At 32.9% G+C, this 19,703-nt stretch carries 13 protein-coding genes; 8 read left to right on the top strand and 5 right to left on the bottom strand.

The genetic code is table 11. The features are described 5' to 3' along the window. Positions 1 to 139 precede the first annotated feature (139 nt). The gene (bshA, locus tag AWE51_RS03660; protein ID WP_066309625.1) at positions 140 to 1,267 is read left to right on the top strand and encodes an N-acetyl-alpha-D-glucosaminyl L-malate synthase BshA; all 1,128 of its coding nucleotides are present in this window, start codon (positions 140 to 142) and stop codon (positions 1,265 to 1,267) included. A gap of 39 nt (positions 1,268 to 1,306) precedes the next feature. On the opposite strand, the gene AWE51_RS03665 is transcribed toward bshA, so the two are convergent. Both AWE51_RS03665 and AWE51_RS03670 read right to left on the bottom strand, forming a co-directional pair. Further along, a complete protein-coding gene (locus AWE51_RS03665) occupies positions 1,307 to 1,795 on the bottom strand; it encodes a hypothetical protein (RefSeq protein ID WP_066309627.1) in 489 nt (162 codons plus the stop codon). Positions 1,796 to 1,889: 94 nt separating this feature from the next. Then, positions 1,890 to 2,702 (bottom strand): DUF1338 domain-containing protein, encoded by an 813-nt coding sequence (locus AWE51_RS03670; protein ID WP_066310958.1) that lies wholly within the window; start codon positions 2,700 to 2,702, stop codon positions 1,890 to 1,892. A 161-nt stretch (positions 2,703 to 2,863) separates the two neighbouring features. Between AWE51_RS03670 and AWE51_RS03675 the strand changes: the two genes are divergently transcribed. Both AWE51_RS03675 and AWE51_RS03680 read left to right on the top strand, forming a co-directional pair. Beyond that, positions 2,864 to 3,349 (top strand): Lrp/AsnC family transcriptional regulator, encoded by a 486-nt coding sequence (locus tag AWE51_RS03675; RefSeq protein WP_066309628.1) that lies wholly within the window; start codon positions 2,864 to 2,866, stop codon positions 3,347 to 3,349. Beyond that, positions 3,339 to 6,269, top strand: a complete 2,931-nt coding sequence (locus AWE51_RS03680) for an FAD-binding and (Fe-S)-binding domain-containing protein (protein ID WP_066309631.1) — start codon at positions 3,339 to 3,341, stop codon at positions 6,267 to 6,269. Before AWE51_RS03675 ends, AWE51_RS03680 begins: the two co-directional genes overlap by 11 nt. On the opposite strand, the gene miaE is transcribed toward AWE51_RS03680, so the two are convergent. From miaE to AWE51_RS03695, 3 genes are all read right to left on the bottom strand, one after another. After that, entirely contained in the window at positions 6,270 to 6,857 is a 588-nt protein-coding gene (gene miaE / locus AWE51_RS03685; RefSeq protein ID WP_066309633.1) for a tRNA-(ms[2]io[6]A)-hydroxylase, read from the bottom strand. 115 nt (positions 6,858 to 6,972) lie between these two features. After that, positions 6,973 to 8,271, bottom strand: a complete 1,299-nt coding sequence (locus AWE51_RS03690; RefSeq protein WP_066309634.1) for an esterase-like activity of phytase family protein — start codon at positions 8,269 to 8,271, stop codon at positions 6,973 to 6,975. Between the two features lie 46 nt (positions 8,272 to 8,317). Next, positions 8,318 to 9,172, bottom strand: coding sequence for a UDP-2,3-diacylglucosamine diphosphatase (locus AWE51_RS03695; protein WP_066309636.1), 855 nt, complete (start codon positions 9,170 to 9,172; stop codon positions 8,318 to 8,320). 430 nt (positions 9,173 to 9,602) lie between these two features. On the opposite strand from AWE51_RS03695, the gene AWE51_RS03700 reads away from it, so the two are divergent. The 5 genes from AWE51_RS03700 (at position 9,603) to aroC (ending at position 19,690) form a co-directional block, all read left to right on the top strand. Beyond that, complete coding sequence (locus tag AWE51_RS03700; RefSeq protein WP_066309639.1) at positions 9,603 to 12,476, top strand: T9SS type A sorting domain-containing protein; 2,874 nt, start codon at positions 9,603 to 9,605, stop codon at positions 12,474 to 12,476. A gap of 396 nt (positions 12,477 to 12,872) precedes the next feature. Beyond that, positions 12,873 to 15,161, top strand: coding sequence for a beta-glucosidase BglX (gene bglX, locus AWE51_RS03705; RefSeq protein WP_232517331.1), 2,289 nt, complete (start codon positions 12,873 to 12,875; stop codon positions 15,159 to 15,161). A gap of 5 nt (positions 15,162 to 15,166) precedes the next feature. After that, positions 15,167 to 17,083, top strand: a complete 1,917-nt coding sequence (gndA, locus tag AWE51_RS03710) for an NADP-dependent phosphogluconate dehydrogenase (RefSeq protein WP_066309641.1) — start codon at positions 15,167 to 15,169, stop codon at positions 17,081 to 17,083. A gap of 6 nt (positions 17,084 to 17,089) precedes the next feature. Beyond that, a complete protein-coding gene (locus AWE51_RS03715; RefSeq protein ID WP_066309648.1) occupies positions 17,090 to 18,436 on the top strand; it encodes a GntP family permease in 1,347 nt (448 codons plus the stop codon). A 189-nt stretch (positions 18,437 to 18,625) separates the two neighbouring features. Further along, positions 18,626 to 19,690, top strand: a complete 1,065-nt coding sequence (gene aroC, locus AWE51_RS03720; protein ID WP_066309650.1) for a chorismate synthase — start codon at positions 18,626 to 18,628, stop codon at positions 19,688 to 19,690. The last annotated feature ends 13 nt before the right edge of the window (positions 19,691 to 19,703 follow it).

Here is a 19,703-nt window from a genome sequence, read left to right on the forward strand (position 1 = left end):
TGCTATACTATTTTTCTTGTACCTTGTCCCAAAAGAAAATGTAGTGAAAGAAACTCTTAAAAGTATTAATTGAGCATAAATTAAGAAATGTTTGCTAATGAGTTTCGTCTAACTAAAAGGAAAAAATCAAAGATAATACATGAAAATTGCTATAGTTTGTTATCCTACTTTTGGAGGTAGTGGAGTTGTGGCCACCGAATTAGGAATTGCCCTTGCCAAATTAAACCATGAAGTTCATTTTATAACATATAAGCAACCCGTTCGGTTAGAATTATTAAACCCTAATATTCATTTTCATGAGGTTAATGTACCTACCTATCCACTTTTTCATTATCAACCTTATGAATTAGCTTTGTCTAGTAAGTTAGTTGATACTATTAAAAAATATGAAATAGATGTTCTTCATGTGCATTATGCAATTCCCCATGCGTATGCCGGATATATGGCAAAAAAAATGTTAGAAGAAGAAGGTATATATGTTCCTATGGTGACAACGCTACATGGTACAGATATCACTTTAGTAGGTAATCATCCATTTTATAAAACTGCGGTAACTTTTAGTATAAATAATAGTGATATAGTAACATCTGTTTCTCAGAATCTAAAAGATGATACTTTACGTTTGTTTGATATTACTAATGAAATTAAAGTAGTCCCCAATTTTATAGATTTAACACATCAAAAAACAAGCTTTACAGATTGTCAAAGAGATGTAATGGCTTTACCAGAAGAAAGAATCGTAACCCATATAAGTAACTTTAGAGCAGTAAAGCGTATTACAGATATTGTAGATGTATTTTATAATATACAAAAAGAGATGCCTGCTAAGTTGCTAATGGTAGGAGATGGTCCTGAGCGCAAACCTGCAGAGCAAAAATGCAAAGAATTAGGGATTAAAGACAAAGTGATCTTTTTAGGTAATAGTAATGAAATAGATAAAATATTATGTTTTTCTGATTTGTTTTTATTACCGTCAGAAAGAGAGAGTTTCGGGTTAGCGGCTCTAGAAGCTATGGTAAATAAAGTACCTGTAATATCAAGTAATGCTGGTGGAATTCCTGAGGTTAATAATCATGGGGTTTCGGGGTATTTAAGTAATGTTGGAGATATACAGGACATGTCTAAAAATGCAATAAAAATCCTAAAAGATGATGTAGTATTGGAACAATTTAAACAAAGAGCGTATGCAGAAGCGCAAAAGTTTGATGTAAATGAAATCGTTCCTAAATATATTGCATTATACGAAAGCGCATTAGCAATATCTTAGGAACGATTTCTAAAATATTATGTGTTTGTATTTTGATACTTAAAATTGGTAACGAATACCTAGGGCAATATCCAAATCTAAATCATCATTAAAGTCTCCAAAACCAATTTCTGGTCGTAGATCAAGAGAAAGCAGTAATGGGATATCAAAATTATATTCTATACCAATATCTCCGGCAATGAAAAAGAAACTGTCACTACTATCATCTCCAGGAAAATCATTATCATAATCTACTATTCCAACTCCACCACCAGGACCAACGTACCAGTTAAATCCTTTATCTAGATTAAAAACCCAATGGTAAAGTCCTGTAAATTTTATAGCATTTGCAAAATCAAAATCTCTCCATCCCAAATCAAACTCTAATCTATTATTTCCACTTAGTCCTCTTTGATAGGAAACTTCAGCTCCAAATCCATCATTATCTCCAAGTCTAAGTCCTAGGGCATTTTTTGATATTTCTTGAGACTGGATTGTTGGTATTGCACCTAATAAAAAAGCCGCAATAATTAAAAAACGTTTCGTCATTGTAAATAGGTTTTTATATTCAGTTTTCGAATATAACGTCACAATTCTTCTATTCTGTAAGTAGTAATCTTAAACTTTTGTTAATTTCGATTAACTACTTCCCTTGAAGTTCCATATCTGTGCTTTCAAAAATTTTGTCAGCAGACCCCGCTATAAACCCAGTAAATAGTTCTCCGTTAAGCTGTTTATGACGAAAAGCAAACTCATAATAACAAGAGGTTATTTCTTGAATTCCTTCGTTAAATTCTACCTTAATAACATCAGCTAAAATACTAGATTGCTCTAAGAATACTGTGGCATCTCCTTTTATTTCTCCTCCAGAAGAATTCATTTTAAAACCATTTTCTTTCAGAAAATCATTAACTTCAATAAGAGTATTAAAAGTCTCTAGTTTATTTACATCTACAGTAAAATGATTCGAACAAAATCCATTAACATACATCCATGCAGCATATTCTGATTCTTGTAATAACTTCTTATATGTAGAAAAAGAAAGCTGAGACCACACTTTGCCTTTTAAAATAAGATCTTCTTGTAAGAATATATCTTTATCTACTGTATCTAAAATAGTTTGAACTGTATTTTGTAACTCATCAGAGAATTCTTCCAGCAGTAATTGACTTATAAAAATCTTAGGAGCATTAGTATCTGTTGTATGTTCAAAATGTTGTGCATACAGTTTTTTAGCTTCAAAGTAATATTCACCTTTAGATACATAGCCCATAGCAATAAAAGGTTTGGCTAAAACATCTATTGATACTCTTGGGTCATTAAATGTACGAATAGCAATATGATCATTAACAATAGTATTACCCTTTGCTTCAAATAATGATTTTACTTTTTTAGCAGATGGAGTTTTTGAAGTGTATTGTTTCCATAATTCTTCAAAAAAAATAGTAGAATTCATTTTAGTTGTGTTTTTATTTAAAACAAAATTATTAGTTTTGACTATAATTACTAAAATTAAATTGTTATTTAATTTATAAACACCCAAATTAATGTCAATTTAGTTTTATTTTTAGTTAAAAAAATAAATATTAGGATTGATACACAAAATTCTCAATACTTATGGATCACTTTGATTATATAGACCAACAGATATTATTACAAATACGCAAAGATGCAAGAAAACCGTTTTCACAAATTGCAGAAGAACTTAAAATTTCTAATTCTTTAGTACATCAAAGAATTAAAAAACTGAGGCAACGTGGAGTTATTGAGCAAGCTGAATTTGTAGTTAATGAAAAGAAAATTGGTTTTAGAACCAAATCTTATGTTGGTATTCGTCTTAGAGAAGCTAGATATGCAGAACAAGTTGTTCAAGGGTTAAATGAAATTCCTGAAATTTTAGAATGTAATTATGTATCGGGTAATTATGCAATTTTCATCCTTATTTTTGCATATGACAATCAACATTTACGAGAGATTTTATATGAGCAGGTTCATCAAATTGACGGTGTGGCAGGAACTGATAGTTTTATATGTTTTGATACTAATTTTAAAAGACCAGTGTCATTAGATACTATGTTAAAGAAAGAGAAATATGATAGATAGCAATGCACTTAAGTCATTGAGTGATGATTTAGTAGGCGAAATTAAATTTGACAATTTATCGAAGGCATTGTACGCTACCGATGCGTCTGTTTATCGTAGAACACCCATGGCGGTGGCATTTCCTAGATCTACTAACGATATAAAAACTTTAATTGCCTTTGCCAACCAAAACAAAATAGGATTGATACCCAGAACTGCTGGGACTTCATTAGCAGGTCAATGTGTTGGAGATGGTATAGTGGTTGATGTTTCTAAGCATTTCACTAATATATTAGCTATAGATTCAGAGAAAAAAACTGTAACCGTAGAGCCTGGAGTAATACGTGATGACCTTAATAGGGCTTTAAAAGTCCACGGATTGTTTTTTGGACCAAATACTTCTACTTCTAATCGTTGCATGATAGGAGGAATGGTGGGTAATAATAGTAGTGGTACTACTTCTATTCAATATGGTGTAACTCGGGATAAGGTATTAGAAATGCACACTATATTGTCTGATGGTAATGATGTTGTTTTTTCTGAAATAACCAAAAAAGAATTTGAACAAAAAACCAAATTAGAAACTTTAGAGGGAAAAATTTACGATAAACTATATGCAGAACTATCTACAAAAGAAGTACAAGAACAAATAAAGGCCAATTTTCCCAAACCAGAGATTCATCGTCGAAATACGGGGTATGCAATAGATGAGCTTATTAATTCTGAAGTTTTTTCTGAAGAAAATACAAAGTTTAATATGTGTAAACTTCTATCGGGAAGTGAAGGTACATTGGCTTTTACAACCAAAATTACGTTACAACTAGATGAATTGCCTCCTGAACGAACTCTAATGATAGCTGCTCATTTTAATAGTATTAACGATTGTCTGAAAACAGTTGAACCAGTCATGCAACATGAGTTATTTACTTGTGAAATGATGGATAAAACTATTCTTGATTGCACTAAGAATAATATTGAACAGCTAAAAAATAGATTTTTTATTGTTGATGATCCAGAAGCCATTTTAATGTTAGAATTAAAGGCAAATGATGAACATAACTTAGAGCATAAAAAAAATGCACTGTTAGATACATTAAAAGATTCAGGATTAAGCTATGCCAACGCTATTTTGAGAGGATCAGAAATTAACAAGGCACTAGAGCTACGTAAAGCTGGGTTAGGGCTTTTAGGAAATATTGTTGGCGATAAAAAGGCTGTCGCTTGTATAGAGGATACTGCGGTTGCAATACCAGATTTAGCAAATTACATTTCAGAATTTACCGATGTAATGAAAAAGCATGATCAAGAAGCCGTTTATTATGCGCATGCAGGAGCAGGCGAATTACATTTACGACCAATCTTAGATTTGAAAAAAAGCGAAGACGTGGTTTTGTTCAAGAAGATAACCGATGATGTAGCTACTTTAGTTAAAAAGTATGATGGCTCTATGAGTGGTGAACATGGGGATGGTATTGTAAGAGCTGGATACATTCCGTTTATGATTGGGGATAAGAATTATAAGATCATCGAAACAATAAAGAAAGTTTTTGATCCCAATTATATATTTAATCCAGGTAAGATTGTAGATGCCTATGCTATGGATCAAAAACTTAGATATGATATTGATAGAGAAGAACCGGAGATTAATACAATTCTAGATTTCACAGACTCGTTAGGGATTTTACGGGCTGCAGAAAAATGTAATGGCAGTGGTGATTGTCGCAAATCTGTGGAAGCTGGAGGAACAATGTGTCCAAGTTATAGAGCAACAAAAAACGAAAAAGATACAACCAGAGGAAGAGCAAACGCATTACGCGAATTTTTAACCAATGGAAATGAAACCAATAAATTTAATAGTAAAGAGCTCAAAGAAGTATTTGATTTATGCCTAAGTTGTAAAGGTTGTTCTAGTGAATGCCCATCAAATGTTGATATTGCAACGCTCAAAGCAGAATTTGAATATCAGTACCAAAAAGAAAATGGTATTTCTCTACGAACTAAGCTCTTTGCGTACAATAATAAATTAAATCATTTGGGGAGATTAACTCCAGGGTTGACTAATTTTATTTTTAAAAACAAAGTAACTTCGGGCGTTATAAAATCATCTTTAGGTATTGCTAAAGAACGTGATTTACCATTGCTTAGTAAACAATCACTTCGCTTTTGGTGTAAAACTAATCTTAAAAAAATAACACCTAAAAACCCTATCAAAAAGGTTTATTTTTTTATTGATGAGTTTACCAATCATCTTGATGCTTCAATAGGTATTGATGCAATAGAACTACTAACCAAACTAAATTATGAAGTGAAGCTCATTAATCATGATGAAAGTGGTCGAGCTTTTATTTCTAAAGGACTATTAAGTCAAGCTAAAAAAATTGCAAACAAAAATATAAAAGCGTTTAATGGTCTTTTATCCAAGGAAACACCATTGATCGGTCTTGAACCTTCTGCAATTTTGACATTAAGAGACGAGTATCCTAGGTTAGCGGATAATGTAGAGTTTGCCAAAGAGTTAAGTGATCATACATTTTTAATTGACGAATTTTTGAATACAGAAATTGCAAATAGAAATATAAATGCAGATCAATTTATAGAAGATACTATACGAATAAAATTACATGGGCATTGTCACCAAAAAGCACTATCAAATATTCAAACAACATTTGCATATCTAAATCTTCCAAAGAATTTTACAGTTACTATTATTCCATCGGGATGTTGTGGTATGGCAGGTTCTTTTGGATACGAAAAAGAACATTATGACATAAGTATGCAAATAGGGGAGCAGACCTTATTTCCGACAATTCGAAAAACGGCAAAGGATATTGTTATTGCAGCAGTGGGTACAAGTTGTAGACATCAAATAAAAGACGGTACAAAAAGAGAGGCATTACATCCTGTTAGTATTTTAAGAAAAGCTTTAAAAGAGCAGTCTTAATTATCCATGAATGGTTTCAGAGGTACCATATCTTTGTATGAGTTCACCTTCAAACTGCAGTAAATCTTCCCATTGTTTATCGACATCTACATCTTTTCCGTATTTGCGGGCAAAACCAATAAATGTAGTGTAATGTCCAGCTTCACTAATCATAAGTTCATGATAAAACTTAGATAATTCGGGATCTTTTATTTTTTCAGAAAGAAGTTTGAATCGCTCACAACTTCTTGCTTCGATCATAGCAGAGAATAATAAGCGTCTCACCAAACCTTGAACACGGCTACCATCACCACCGCTTACCTTATATTTAAAAAGCTCATTTACATAGCTGTCCTTTCGTTCTCGACCCAGTGTATACCCTCTTTCTTTAATGATATTATGAACCATTTGAAAATGTTGTAATTCTTCTTGTGCCAAAACAATAAGATCAGTTACCAAATCTGTATGCTCAGAATTCATAGTAATTATAGTAATTGCATTTGTAGCCGCTTTTTGTTCGCACCATGCATGGTCAGTTAATATTTCTTCAATATTTGATTCTGCAATTTTTGCCCAACGAGGGTCTGTTGCTAATTTTAAACCCAGCATGTTATTAAGTTTTTTTGTATTGGTCTCAAAGATACATATTACGATTCAAAAGTAATGGGATATAACATATAGCGTTATATCCCATTTTGACATGTGGTGTAAAGAAATTGTCGAACTAAAAATTAGCTTTAATCATGTATAATGAACCTGCATCAATTTTTTGATCTGTATTTGGTAGTATCTTTTGTTCTATAATACCGTCATTATTTACGTCGGTAACAGAAAAATCGTCATCATTAATACAACCTAACGTATGTTCATCAATCAACCAAATACCCTCAAGTTTATCATGAGGATATCCTGTTTTTTCTACAATATCTGCAACTAAAGTCTTTGTTACATGCCTAATACCAGTGTTTCCTATTTCGGCCCAAGTAGATTCTTCTAGTGTTTTAGTATTGATAAGTAAACCAAACTCAGCATTAATATCATTTCCGGTTACATCTGTTGCATTAGAAATATTGATTTTATAAATATGCTTTTGTACTGGTCCTTCTCCAGAAAACTTGCCGTCACGTTCAACTACCAAAAACTCAGAACTTGATAGCGCCACAATTTCTGAATTTGAAAGGTTGCTTTTTTCTTGTCGATATAGATATTGTTTAGTTTCACCGGTTTCTAGGTCAAAAGTTATGATACGAGTAAGATCGGTTCGTATTCGTGTAGGATTATACAGTGTAGATTGCATTATCCCAACTAGTGTTTTTTCATTTGGAGTAATAGCAAGACCTTCCATACCACGGTTTGGTCTTCTTTTTGCAAAAACAGCAGGAAGTTTTCTTCCGCCGTTTCCTTCATTTACACCAATTGGAGAAATACGCTCTAATTCAATGCCTTCTGCAGAATAGTGAACGATATGAGGTCCATACTCATCGGATACCCAAAATGTTCCGTCACGCAAGGCAACTAAACCTTCAGAATCAAGACCAAAATCATCAAAAGGTAATTGATTACCATTAATATCATAAGGAATTTCACCGGTGGCACCTTTTCCTTCAGGATTAGGAATACCAGAAATTGGGGTGCCTACCGGATCTTTTAGAAGGATTTCTTTTTTCAATATGATTTCTGCTTTTGCAGTTATAGCGAATAAACCAATTCTAGGAGTATAGCTGGATACTGGAAACTTTTTACCATCTAAAAAGTCTGTATTTGGCCCTCTATCAGTTATCGCATAAAACTCTCCTTTATTTCTTGGATGTGCCGTAGCAGCCGAACCATAACCTCCATTTCTGATCTCAATATCATTTTCAATAGCGGATAGTATCGTAAAAGGTAATTGGTATTGTATGTTTTCTTCTAGTACCAATTGTGGAGGTACAGAAATAGGATTTCCTGTGTGATCGTCAATATATTGACAAGAAAATAGTAAGATCAGTGATATAAAGATCAGTACTTTATTTGTGATTCGCATGTTATTGGTGTTTTGGTTAAATAAGGTGTGAAGTATTTGTGTTTAGTTATGATCTTTTTAAAGGTTTTAATAGTTGATTTGTCATAAAAGAAGTTTGTAGCCCTTCCAGATCAATATTCATTTCGAATTCCTCATTTTGTTCAGCAAAAGCTTCCATTTGTTTATTCTCATAGTGTACTAATTTCCACTCTTCCTCATCATACTCTAAAGCGGTAAGGTTTTCTATCCAATCACCAGAGTTTAAATAAAGACAAGAACCATTTTTATTGGTATATTCTCTCATTTGCGGTTGATGGATGTGCCCACAAACAACATAACTGTATTTGTTTTGAACCGCTAACTCAGCCGCGACATCTTCAAAATCATTAATATATTTGACTGCTTTTTTAACGCTATTCTTGATTTTTTTTGAAAGTGAAAACTTTTCTTTACCCAGTCGTATTAAAAACCAATTGATCAATTGATTAAGCATAATAAGGAGATCATAGCCCCAACCGCCAAGTTTTGCAAGCCATTTTGCATTTTGAATTGACGCATCAAATATGTCACCATGAAAAAACCATGCTTTTTTACCATCTAATTCTATCACAAGTTTATCTACTAGTTTAAAATCTCCTATTTGAGTATCGCTAAACTTGCGTAACATCTCATCATGATTACCAGTTATATAAATAACTTCAGTTCCTTTTGATGCAAATGCGATAATTTTTTTTATAATTTTTAAATGTGATTTTGGAAAATATCGTTTTCGAAATTGCCAAATATCAATAATATCACCATTTAAAATTAATGTTTTGGGTTTAATACTATTTAGATAATTTAGAAGTTCTTTGGCTTGGCAGCCATATGTTCCCAGATGGACATCTGAAATAACAACAAGTTCTACAGTACGCTTTTTCATAGAATAGCTTATCCTACAAATTTAATATATGATGTTTTAATCCATAATTAACTTATTGTCAGGTTATTGTTACCTGTTCTTAATTATTTCTTTTATCTATTACTTTAATGTTAAAAAGAGGTTATGAATAAAAAATGATAGATATAAGATTAATAAAGAATTCTATTTCTTTAAAAAATTTAACGCATTTATTATCAGTACGTTAATTTTTTTAATGAAAAAAGTGGTAATTTCTAAAGGAAATATGATAGTGAGGTTGTTGTACTATTGAAGATTTAGTATTCTCTGCATACTTTATAATTATTTCTTTGAAATAAATAGTACCCTAATAAGTATACAATAAACAGAACTTCACCCTATTAAATAATGTTTGACAAGCACATTGTTTTTTAATTTTTAACACACTAACTCTTAAACTTACACTAACACTATGAAAAACTTAATCGCATTTTTATTTTTGTTTATGACGGCTATGTCATTTGCACAACCTCCCACACCTAAAGAAGGTTTCCGTTGGGTATTATGGGATCAATATTCTGATGAATTTAATGGTACCGAACTTGATCGTTCTAAATGGAGAGACTCTTTTAAGGGTTGGAAAGGTCGTGCTCCTGCAAAATTTGACCCTTCTACCATTTCATTAAGAAATGGAAACATGCAAATAAGAAATAAAAAGTTACCCAGACGCGATGGGCCTTATACTATTGGCGGAGGAGCTGTGCAATCACTAGAAAAAACAGCTTACTTTGGTTATTATGAATGTAAATTTAAAGCGTCTCGAATATCAATGTCGACTACTTTTTGGATGTCAAATCCCAAAAAAAATATTATTGGACCTACTAAACTCAGTGGTGATTGTGCCAAAGATAAATGGAGCCAGGAGTTAGATATTTGTGAAAGCATAGGTGGTAGATTTAATGGAGGTTCTAAATTTAGAACTCAGATGAATTTTAATACTCATTATCGTTATGTGAATTGTAATGGAGATCCTGAAAAATTTTACTCTGCAGGTAATAATGCGGTAGAAGGAAATGGGCAACAAGCGAACGCTGACCTTGTCGGCAGTGAATCTTGGGAAGATTTTCATACTTATGGTTGCTATTGGAAAAATGATAAAGAAGTAGATTTTTATGTTGATGATAATTTTGCCGGTTCAGTTAATATCAGAAGAGATGTAGTAGATTCTCCTTTTACAGAACCAATGGGAATAAATATGGTGACAGAGACTTACAATTGGGCAAAGCCATACCCTAATGATGCGCAATTGGCCAATAATGCTATTAATACATCTTACTATGATTGGATTCGATCTTATAGATTAATTCCAATTTTTGAACCTGAATTTCAAAATGGTTCAAATAGACCTACAAAACCTGCCATCTTTAAAGAAGATATAAAATGGGTAGGAAATCCTTCTGTAAATGTAGCAACTAAAAAAATTACTATTGTATATGAATATAAGGCTAATCTTGATCGTGACTTAGTTATCCATTTAAATGATGCTAATGGTAGAGAAGTATTTAGAAAAAAAATAAATGCTTTAGAAGGATTTGGTAAAAATAAGTATGTGGCTACAATAGGTCAATCTCTTCCCGCTGGGAACTATTCGGTAGTAGCAGATATCCGTCCAATTGGAGGTTCAGATACACAAATTATTGCTAAAACTGATGGAAATGTTGTTACACCTCCTGGACCGGATGGAGATATTGTTATTGGTAACCCTACTAATACGAATGCTACTTTGGATGGTTGGAAATCTAATATGGTGATTAATGAAACGGATACATATACCAATACTACAGGAGCATCACAAACTTTAAAAATTGAAAAATTTGTATTTCATGCCGGAAGAAAAGGTGATCCTGTTACTCCTTTTGTTGTCAAAGTAAATGGTGATAACAATTTTACTGTGCTTGCAGCGGGAACAGCTCGTACTTCGAATGCATATAATACAGGAGAAAATTCATTTGCATTTGCCACAGGAACTACGAAAGAAATAACACTTGCTAACGGAGAAACCATTGCATCTGGTTTTCTTGATGCTAATGCTAATGGTGCTGGTGGAAACATCGGGTCTGTTATTCCTTTTGATAGTAATGCACCAGCCGATCAGATTTGGTATTCTGGTGGTCCGGATTCAAGTAATTCTGGTAATATTTCTGAAGGAACTGCTCCAACAGGTGGTCTAAATACCATAACGACACTTACTAGAAACTATCGATTTAAAATTTTGTTATCTCTTGTAGAAGATACATCAACAGCAGATTGTAGTGTAGCCCCTTCAGGTTTAGTGGTATCTAATGTTACGAATACTACAGTAAAACTTTCTTTTGATAATGCGGCTAATGATACTAGAACTTTTGAACTAAGAGCTTTTCCTAAAGGAGGGTTTAATGGGGATATCAACACTGGTGGTCTTGGTTTTGCTGCAGCACCAGCAGGTAGTACAGAAATTACAATGAGCAATTTACAAGCTAATACATCTTACGATCTAGTATTTCGAGCACTTTGTAGCGGATCATCGCCAGGTTCTACCGAATTGGTAACAATTACAGGTACAACTTCAGGAGGAACGGTAAATCCTGAAACAACTGTTTTATCTCCTGTACAAGATGCATATCTGCAAGGTGCTACTAATTATAATAGTAATATTGTAAGAATCGAAAATGGTAAAAGAGTAGGGTATCTTATGTTTGATATTTCGGGTATTAAAGGTGCTATTACAGATGCGAAATTAAAATTTACAGTAGCAGGTGATGCAGGAAGTGGAAACCTAAATGTTAATTTAGGAACTTCTAATAATTGGAATGAAAATAACTTGTCTAATGCTAATAAACCTGCATTGGGAACTTTGTTAGGATCATTAAATAAATCATATAACATTGGTGCTACCGAAACTGTAACTCTTCAAGCAAATGCTATTTCAGGAAACACTATATCTCTTGTACTTAATACTACAGGAGGAAATGATTTTGCATTAGCTTCAAAAGAAAATAACGCAGCTACTGTTCCGCAATTGGTGATTACCTATCAGCCTGAAAAATTAAGTAATGACGATGCAGTTTTTAATACTAGTGCAATATTATACCCTAATCCGGTTAAGGATGTGATGAAGTTGACAGGTGTTTCTAAACAAGCACGTATATCTATATTAGATATTTCGGGTAAAATAGTTAATTTCAAAACAAAATCTGTAGATACTTCAGAGAGGATGATAGATGTTTCAAGCCTTACATCCGGAATTTATTTTGTTACTATTTTAGAAAATCAGAATAAAAATGTATTAAGATTTTCAAAAAAATAAATGATAGATTCTTTGGGATAGTAGATAAAATACTTATCACATCCCATTTAGTCTAAATAATTTGTGTTTGTCACAACTATGTTTAAAAATAAAAAGCTTCGAAATCATTTTTCGAAGCTTTTTTGCATATATATTATAATAGAGTATAGAAGTTATTGTCTTGATATATTGGAGTAAAAGCCATAAGATTTGCTCATAATTATAATATGACAGAACGTTAAAAAAGAGAAAGTATAATTAAACAATTAAAAGTTTCAGTTCTATATTCTTTCTTAACAATAACTTTATGACATTGTTTTGTTTTTTACTTGTGCCTAAGTATGACTAAATTCACCTCTTAAATCTTAACAAGTTTCTTACTTAAAAGTAAAGAAACAATACTTTAATCATACTATTTTGGATACAAATTTGAAAAAAAGAAAGAGTTATAATTGGTTATACTTAGTGTTTATAGTACCATATTTAATAGCAAGTTGTTCAACGAAGACGCCTAGAGATAGTTCTGAAAAGAAAGACGTATTAGAATTAAAAATAGACAGTATTGTCGCTTCAATGTCTTTAGAAGAAAAAATAGGTCAAACAGCACAAAGGGGCAAATCTAGTAGGGTTAAAGAATTACCGTCAGAGCTTAAAGAAGCAGTTAGAAAAGGTGAAATAGGATCTTTTCTTAATATCATGGATAAAAATGATGCTAAGGAATTACAACGCATTGCCGTAGAAGAAAGTCCAAGTAAGATTCCTTTGATATTTGCAAGAGATGTAATTCATGGTTTTAAGACAATTTTTCCAATACCTTTAGGGCAGGCAGCATCTTTCAATCCACAAATTGTAAAAGAAGGCTCTAGGATTGCAGCTACAGAAGCAAGCACAAGTGGAATACGTTGGACATTTGCTCCAATGTTAGATATTTCGAGAGATCCAAGATGGGGAAGAATCGCAGAATCTGCTGGAGAAGATCCCTATTTAACTAGTATAATGGCAAAAGCTTATATTAATGGTTTTCAGGGAGATGATTTATCTTCCCCAACAAGTATAGCTGCTTGTGCTAAACATTTTATAGGATATGGCGCAGCAGAAGGAGGTAGAGATTATAATACTGCTAATATCAATGAAAATTCATTACATAATACATATTTAAAGCCTTTTAAAGCAGCTGTTGACGCTGGTTCTGCTACTTTTATGACAAGCTTTAATGATCTCAACGGTGTGCCAGCTTCGGCAAATAAGTATATATTAAAAGATATATTAAGAGATAAGTGGGGGTTTGATGGTTTTGTCGTTAGTGATTGGAACTCAATTATAGAAATGGTGAATCATGGTTTTGCAAAAGATCAAAAAGAAGCAGCAAAGAAAGCAGCAAATGCAATGTTAGATATGGAGATGACAAGTACCTCTTATCAGGATCATATGAAAACACTCATCGAAGAAAAGAAGTTTTCTGAAAACGAATTAGATGTAATGGTCAAGAACATTCTTAGAATCAAATTTAGATTAGGATTATTTGACAATCCGTATTTCGATCCTAAAGATGATATATTATATAGTGAGCATCATTTATCCAAAGCAAAAGAAGCTGCTTTAGAAAGTACAGTATTATTAAAAAATAACAACAATATACTTCCGATATCAAAATCTAAAAAAATAGCTATTATTGGACCATTAGCCAATGCTCCACATGAACAATTAGGAACGTGGACTTTTGATGGAGAAAAAGAACATACCGTTACACCATTAGATGCCTTTAAGAAAGATGAATCATATAAAATCTTATATAGTGATGGATTATCATATAGTAGAGATAAATCAAATAAGAAATTTGCAGAAGCAATACAAATAGCAAGATCATCAGATGTAGTTTTGTTTTTTGCAGGAGAGGAAGCAATTTTATCAGGAGAGGCGCATAGTAGAGCTAATCTTAACTTACCAGGAGCTCAAGAAGAACTTATTAATGAGCTTCAAAAAACAGGTAAACCAATAGTTTTGGTTATAATGGCAGGAAGACCGATTACTTTAGGAAATATTTTAGACAAAGTAGATGCTGTTGTTATGGCATGGCATCCTGGTACTATGGGTGGTCCAGCTTTAAAAGATATCATAACAGGTGTAGTTACTCCATCGGGCAAATTACCAGTAACATGGCCAAAAGAAGTAGGACAGATACCCATGCATTATAATCATAAAAATACAGGGCGTCCAGTAATTCCAGAAGAATTTGTTCATATGGATTCCATTCCGATTGCAGCATGGCAAAGTTCTTTAGGTAATACATCACATTATCTTGATGCGGGCTATTTGCCTCAATATCCTTTTGGATACGGCCTAAGTTATACTAACTTTACATATTCTGATATAAATATTTCTTCAAAAACCCCAAAAATGGGTGATACAATTACTGTAAGTATAAAAGTGACAAACAATGGAGAGATAAAAGCTAAAGAAACAGTACAACTATATTTTAGAGATATGGTAGGAAGTTTGACAAGACCCATTAAAGAATTATTACGTTTTGAAAAAATAGAATTAGCGGGAGGAGAATCAAAAACAATAGATTTCCAGTTTTCTACAGAAGATTTATCATTTTATGGTCCTGACAAAAAATGGATTACAGAATCAGGAGATTTTAAAGTATGGGTCGCTAAACATGCTCATGATGAAACAAACGAAATTGAATTCACTTTAGAATAAACATATTGAGTACGGGTAAAGTATATATTGTATTTGGTGTATCAGGTTGTGGAAAATCAACTATAGGCCAACATTTAGCTAAAGATTTTAATATTCCGTTTTATGATGCAGATGATTTTCATCCGGAAAGGAATATTAAAAAAATGTCTAAAGGATTCCCTCTTAATGATGATGATAGAGACCCTTGGCTTGAAAAAATAGCAAATGAAATTAGAAATTGGCATAATTTAAAGGGAGCAGTACTAGCATGCTCTGCATTAAAGCAGAAGTATAGAGACAAGCTTCAGTCGATAAGCCCTCAATTTATAGAGTGGATTTTTCTTGATGGTAGTTATGATTTAATCTCAAATCGAATGGCAGCAAGAAAAGATCATTTTTTTAAGAAAGAAATGTTAGTGTCTCAATTTGAAGCTTTACAAAAACCACAATCAGGAATTACTGTGGATATAAATCAAAGCGTTTCAGAAATTATAATGAAAATAAAATCAAAAGTGAATAATCAAAAAACAGAACTAGGATTAATAGGTTTGGGCGTAATGGGAAAAAGTTTAGCTAAAAACTTATTATCAAAAAATTTTAGTTTATCTGTGTATAATAGGCAGGTTGCAAACAAAGAGATTGATGTTGCGCAGAATTTTGTAAAAGAAGAGTCTTCACATCACGAGGTATTGGGTTTTGATGATATGAATGAATTTGTTTCGTCTTTAACAGAACCGCGAACCATTATTATGATGGTAAATGCAGGGAAACCTATCGATATGGTAATTGATGCAATCATACCCTTTTTAAATGATGGAGATTGTCTTATAGATGGAGGCAATTCACATTATAAAGACACATTAAGAAGAGAAAAGGAATTATCAAAAAAAGGAATATGCTTTTTAGGTACTGGTATCTCTGGAGGAGAAGAAGGAGCATTAAAAGGACCGTCTATAATGCCAGGTGGGTCAAAAGAGGGATATGAGCAATCAGGAAAATTTTTAGAAGCAATAGCTGCTAAAGATAAAAATGATAAGGCATGCTGTACCTATATTGGCCCAGAAGGAGCTGGTCATTATGTAAAGATGGTGCATAATGGGATAGAATACGCAGAAATGCAATTGTTGGCTGAAATTTATCATTTATTACGATTTTTTGTCAAAAAAACACCTGATCAAATAGCTGCTATTTTTGGATCATGGAGAAAAGATGACTTAGATAGTTATTTGCTAGAAATTACTGAGGATATTCTTTACAAAAAAGAAGGTGATGTATTTTTAATCGATAAAATTTTAGATAAAGCTGGACAGAAAGGTACTGGTGGTTGGTCTACTATTGCTGCTCTAGATGTAGGAGTTCCGTTATCAACGATTTCAGAGTCTGTTATGGCGAGAAATCTTTCTGGCATGAAATCACAAAGAATAAAAGTTGCAGAAGCATACCAAATGACTACTACGAGTACGATAGACGATACGAATGTATTTTTAGAAAATTTAAAAAACGCTTTTCAAGCGGCAAGTATTATTAATCACTCTATAGGATTTGATTTATTGCATCAAGCATCTCTAGAGTATAATTGGAATCTTAATTTGTCAGAGATTGCTAGAATTTGGACTAACGGTTGTATTATTCGCAGTAATTTGATGGAGAAAATTAGTATTTCGTTTTTAGGAAATAATGACATTTCAGTATTAATTTCACCTGATATTATTACAGTAATGAAAGGCGCAATAGACGGACTTACAGATACTGTTTCAAAAGGATTTAGTGCTGGATGTTCATTACCCGTTTTATCTTCTGCTACTAATTATTTTTTAACATACACATCTTCGCAATCTTCTGCTAATATTATACAGGCACAAAGAGATTACTTTGGAGCACATACATATCAAAGGGTAGACAAACCTATAGATGAATACTTTCATACAAACTGGAAAAGCTAATATTTTATGGATTATCAATTATTAAGTGCTGTAGGAGTAGGCATCTTTGCTTTGCTCTTTATGATTTTAAAATTAAAGATCCAGGCATTTATAGCACTACTTATTGTCTGTATTCTAGTTGGAATTGTTGCTGGTTTATCACCAGAAATGATTCTGGATAGTATTAAGAACGGTATGGGAGGGACTCTTGGTTTTGTGGCTACAGTTGTAGGATTGGGAGCATTATTCGGGGGTTTACTAGAACATTCTGGTGGAGCACAGGGACTGGCAGCATATATTTTAAAATTGGCAGGAGAAAAAAATGCTTCTTGGGCAATGGTTATAACAGGTTTTATTATTGCTATTCCGGTATTCTTTGATGTAGCTTTTATCATATTGGTACCTGTGGTTTATGCCATTGCAAGAAAGACTAAAAAATCAGTTTTGTTATACGCTATACCGCTATTAGCTGGTTTGGCAATTACTCATAGTTTTATACCGCCAACTCCAGGACCAGTAGCAGTAGCTGATATTATTGGTGCAAACCTTGGATGGGTAATTATTTTAGGTTTCATAACTGGAATACCTGCTGCAATAGTTAGCGGACCATTATTTGCTAAATATATATCGAATAAAATCAATATTGCTTTACCCGAAGCAACAACAGTAAAGTCGTCAACAATAGAATCATACCCTAATCCAATTACCATAATTACAATCATAGGGTTACCTATTTTATTAATCGTTTTAAAAACAGTATTATTAGGAGATTGGTTTGAAAAAGAAATGTTTCCGCGGTCTTTAGTATATGCAATTTCATTATTAGGACACCCGTTTACAGCCTTGATCATTGCCAATCTTATAGCCTGGTATGTGCTAGGTATTAAACGAGGAACAACACGGGATGAATTATTAAAAATTTCAACAAAATCATTTCAACCAGCAGGAGCCATAATTTTACTTACTGGAGCAGGGGGAGCCTTTAAACAAATATTGGTAGATACTAAGGCAGGTGAATTATTAGCATCTTCTTTACAAGATGCCTACTTACACCCATTGTTATTCGCTTTTATTGTAGCGGCTTTGATTAGAGTTTTACAAGGATCTGCAACTACAGCTATGATTGCAGCTGCTGGTATAGCATCTCCTATAATTCTAGCAGGTGATTTTAGTGCTGCACAAATAGCACTTTTTGTAATTTCTATAGCATCTGGAGCCACAGTTTTATCACATGTAAATGATAGTGGCTTTTGGTTGGTAGGTCAATATTTAGGATTGACAGAAAAACAAACATTTCGTTCCTGGACAATAATGACCTCTTTAATTGGAATTACCGGGGTAATAATGTCTTTAATTTTATGGTATTTTTTTTAAGAATATTTTGAGACTTACATTTTAAACAAAACGGAGAACTGGTAAAAACTGAAAAAATAATAGTTTTTCTAACTGAATCTTAAATTTTTATTCAGGAAACTTTACTTTTTATATCATATTACTACCTTGTTTTTGAAGATTAAAAATTATTTTAGCGTAAAATTATTTTAATTTATTAAGTAAGGTTTAATGGCAGGAAATACATTTGGTAACTTATTTAAAGTAACCACTTTTGGAGAATCTCATGGAGTAGCTATTGGAGGTATAATTGACGGTTGCCCGTCTGGAGTAGCTTTAGATTTAGAGGCTATTCAGACTGAACTGGATCGTCGTAAACCTGGGCAGTCTGCTATTGTAACACAACGTAAAGAACCTGACACAGTAGAGTTTTATTCTGGAATTTTTGAAGGAGTTACTACAGGAACGCCTATTGGCTTCGTGATAAAAAATGCAAATCAAAAATCTAAAGATTACTCGCATATAAAAGACTCATATAGGCCTTCGCATGCAGATTATACTTATGATCAAAAATATGGAGTAAGAGATTATAGAGGAGGAGGTCGTTCTTCTGCAAGAGAAACAGCCAGTAGAGTTGTAGCAGGTGCAGTTGCCAAACAAGTGTTATCTGAAATTAGTTTTAATGCTTATGTGAGTGGTGTTGGAGCTATCAAGCTAAACAAAGCACATACAGAGTTAGATTTTTCTTTAACAGAAAGTAATATAGTACGTTGCCCTGATACAGAAAAGGCAAACGAGATGGAAACTTATATCAAACAGATCCGTAAAGAAGGAGATACTGTGGGAGGTGTAGTAAGTTGTGCTATCTCAGGAGTACCCATAGGATTAGGAGAACCTGTCTTCGATAAACTACATGCAGAATTAGGAAAAGCAATGCTTTCAATCAATGCGGTAAAAGGTTTTGAATACGGTAGTGGTTTTGAAGGGGCAGCATTAAAAGGTAGTGAACATAATGATTTGTTTAATTCTGATGGCACGACTAAAACAAATCTTTCTGGAGGAATTCAAGGTGGTATTTCTAATGGAATGGATATTTATTTTAATGTGGCTTTTAAACCAGTGGCTACGATAATGCAGGATCAAGAAACTATAGATAAGGATGGTAATATTGTAAATATGCAAGGAAAAGGTAGACACGACCCTTGTGTTGTGCCAAGAGCGGTACCCATTGTTGAAGCTATGGCTGCACTAGTACTTGTTGATTATTGGTTGATGAATCGAACGATTAAGAAATAGAAAAAGAAGAACA

The sequence above is a fragment of the Aquimarina aggregata genome, from assembly GCF_001632745.1.
Lineage (GTDB): Bacteria > Bacteroidota > Bacteroidia > Flavobacteriales > Flavobacteriaceae > Aquimarina > Aquimarina aggregata.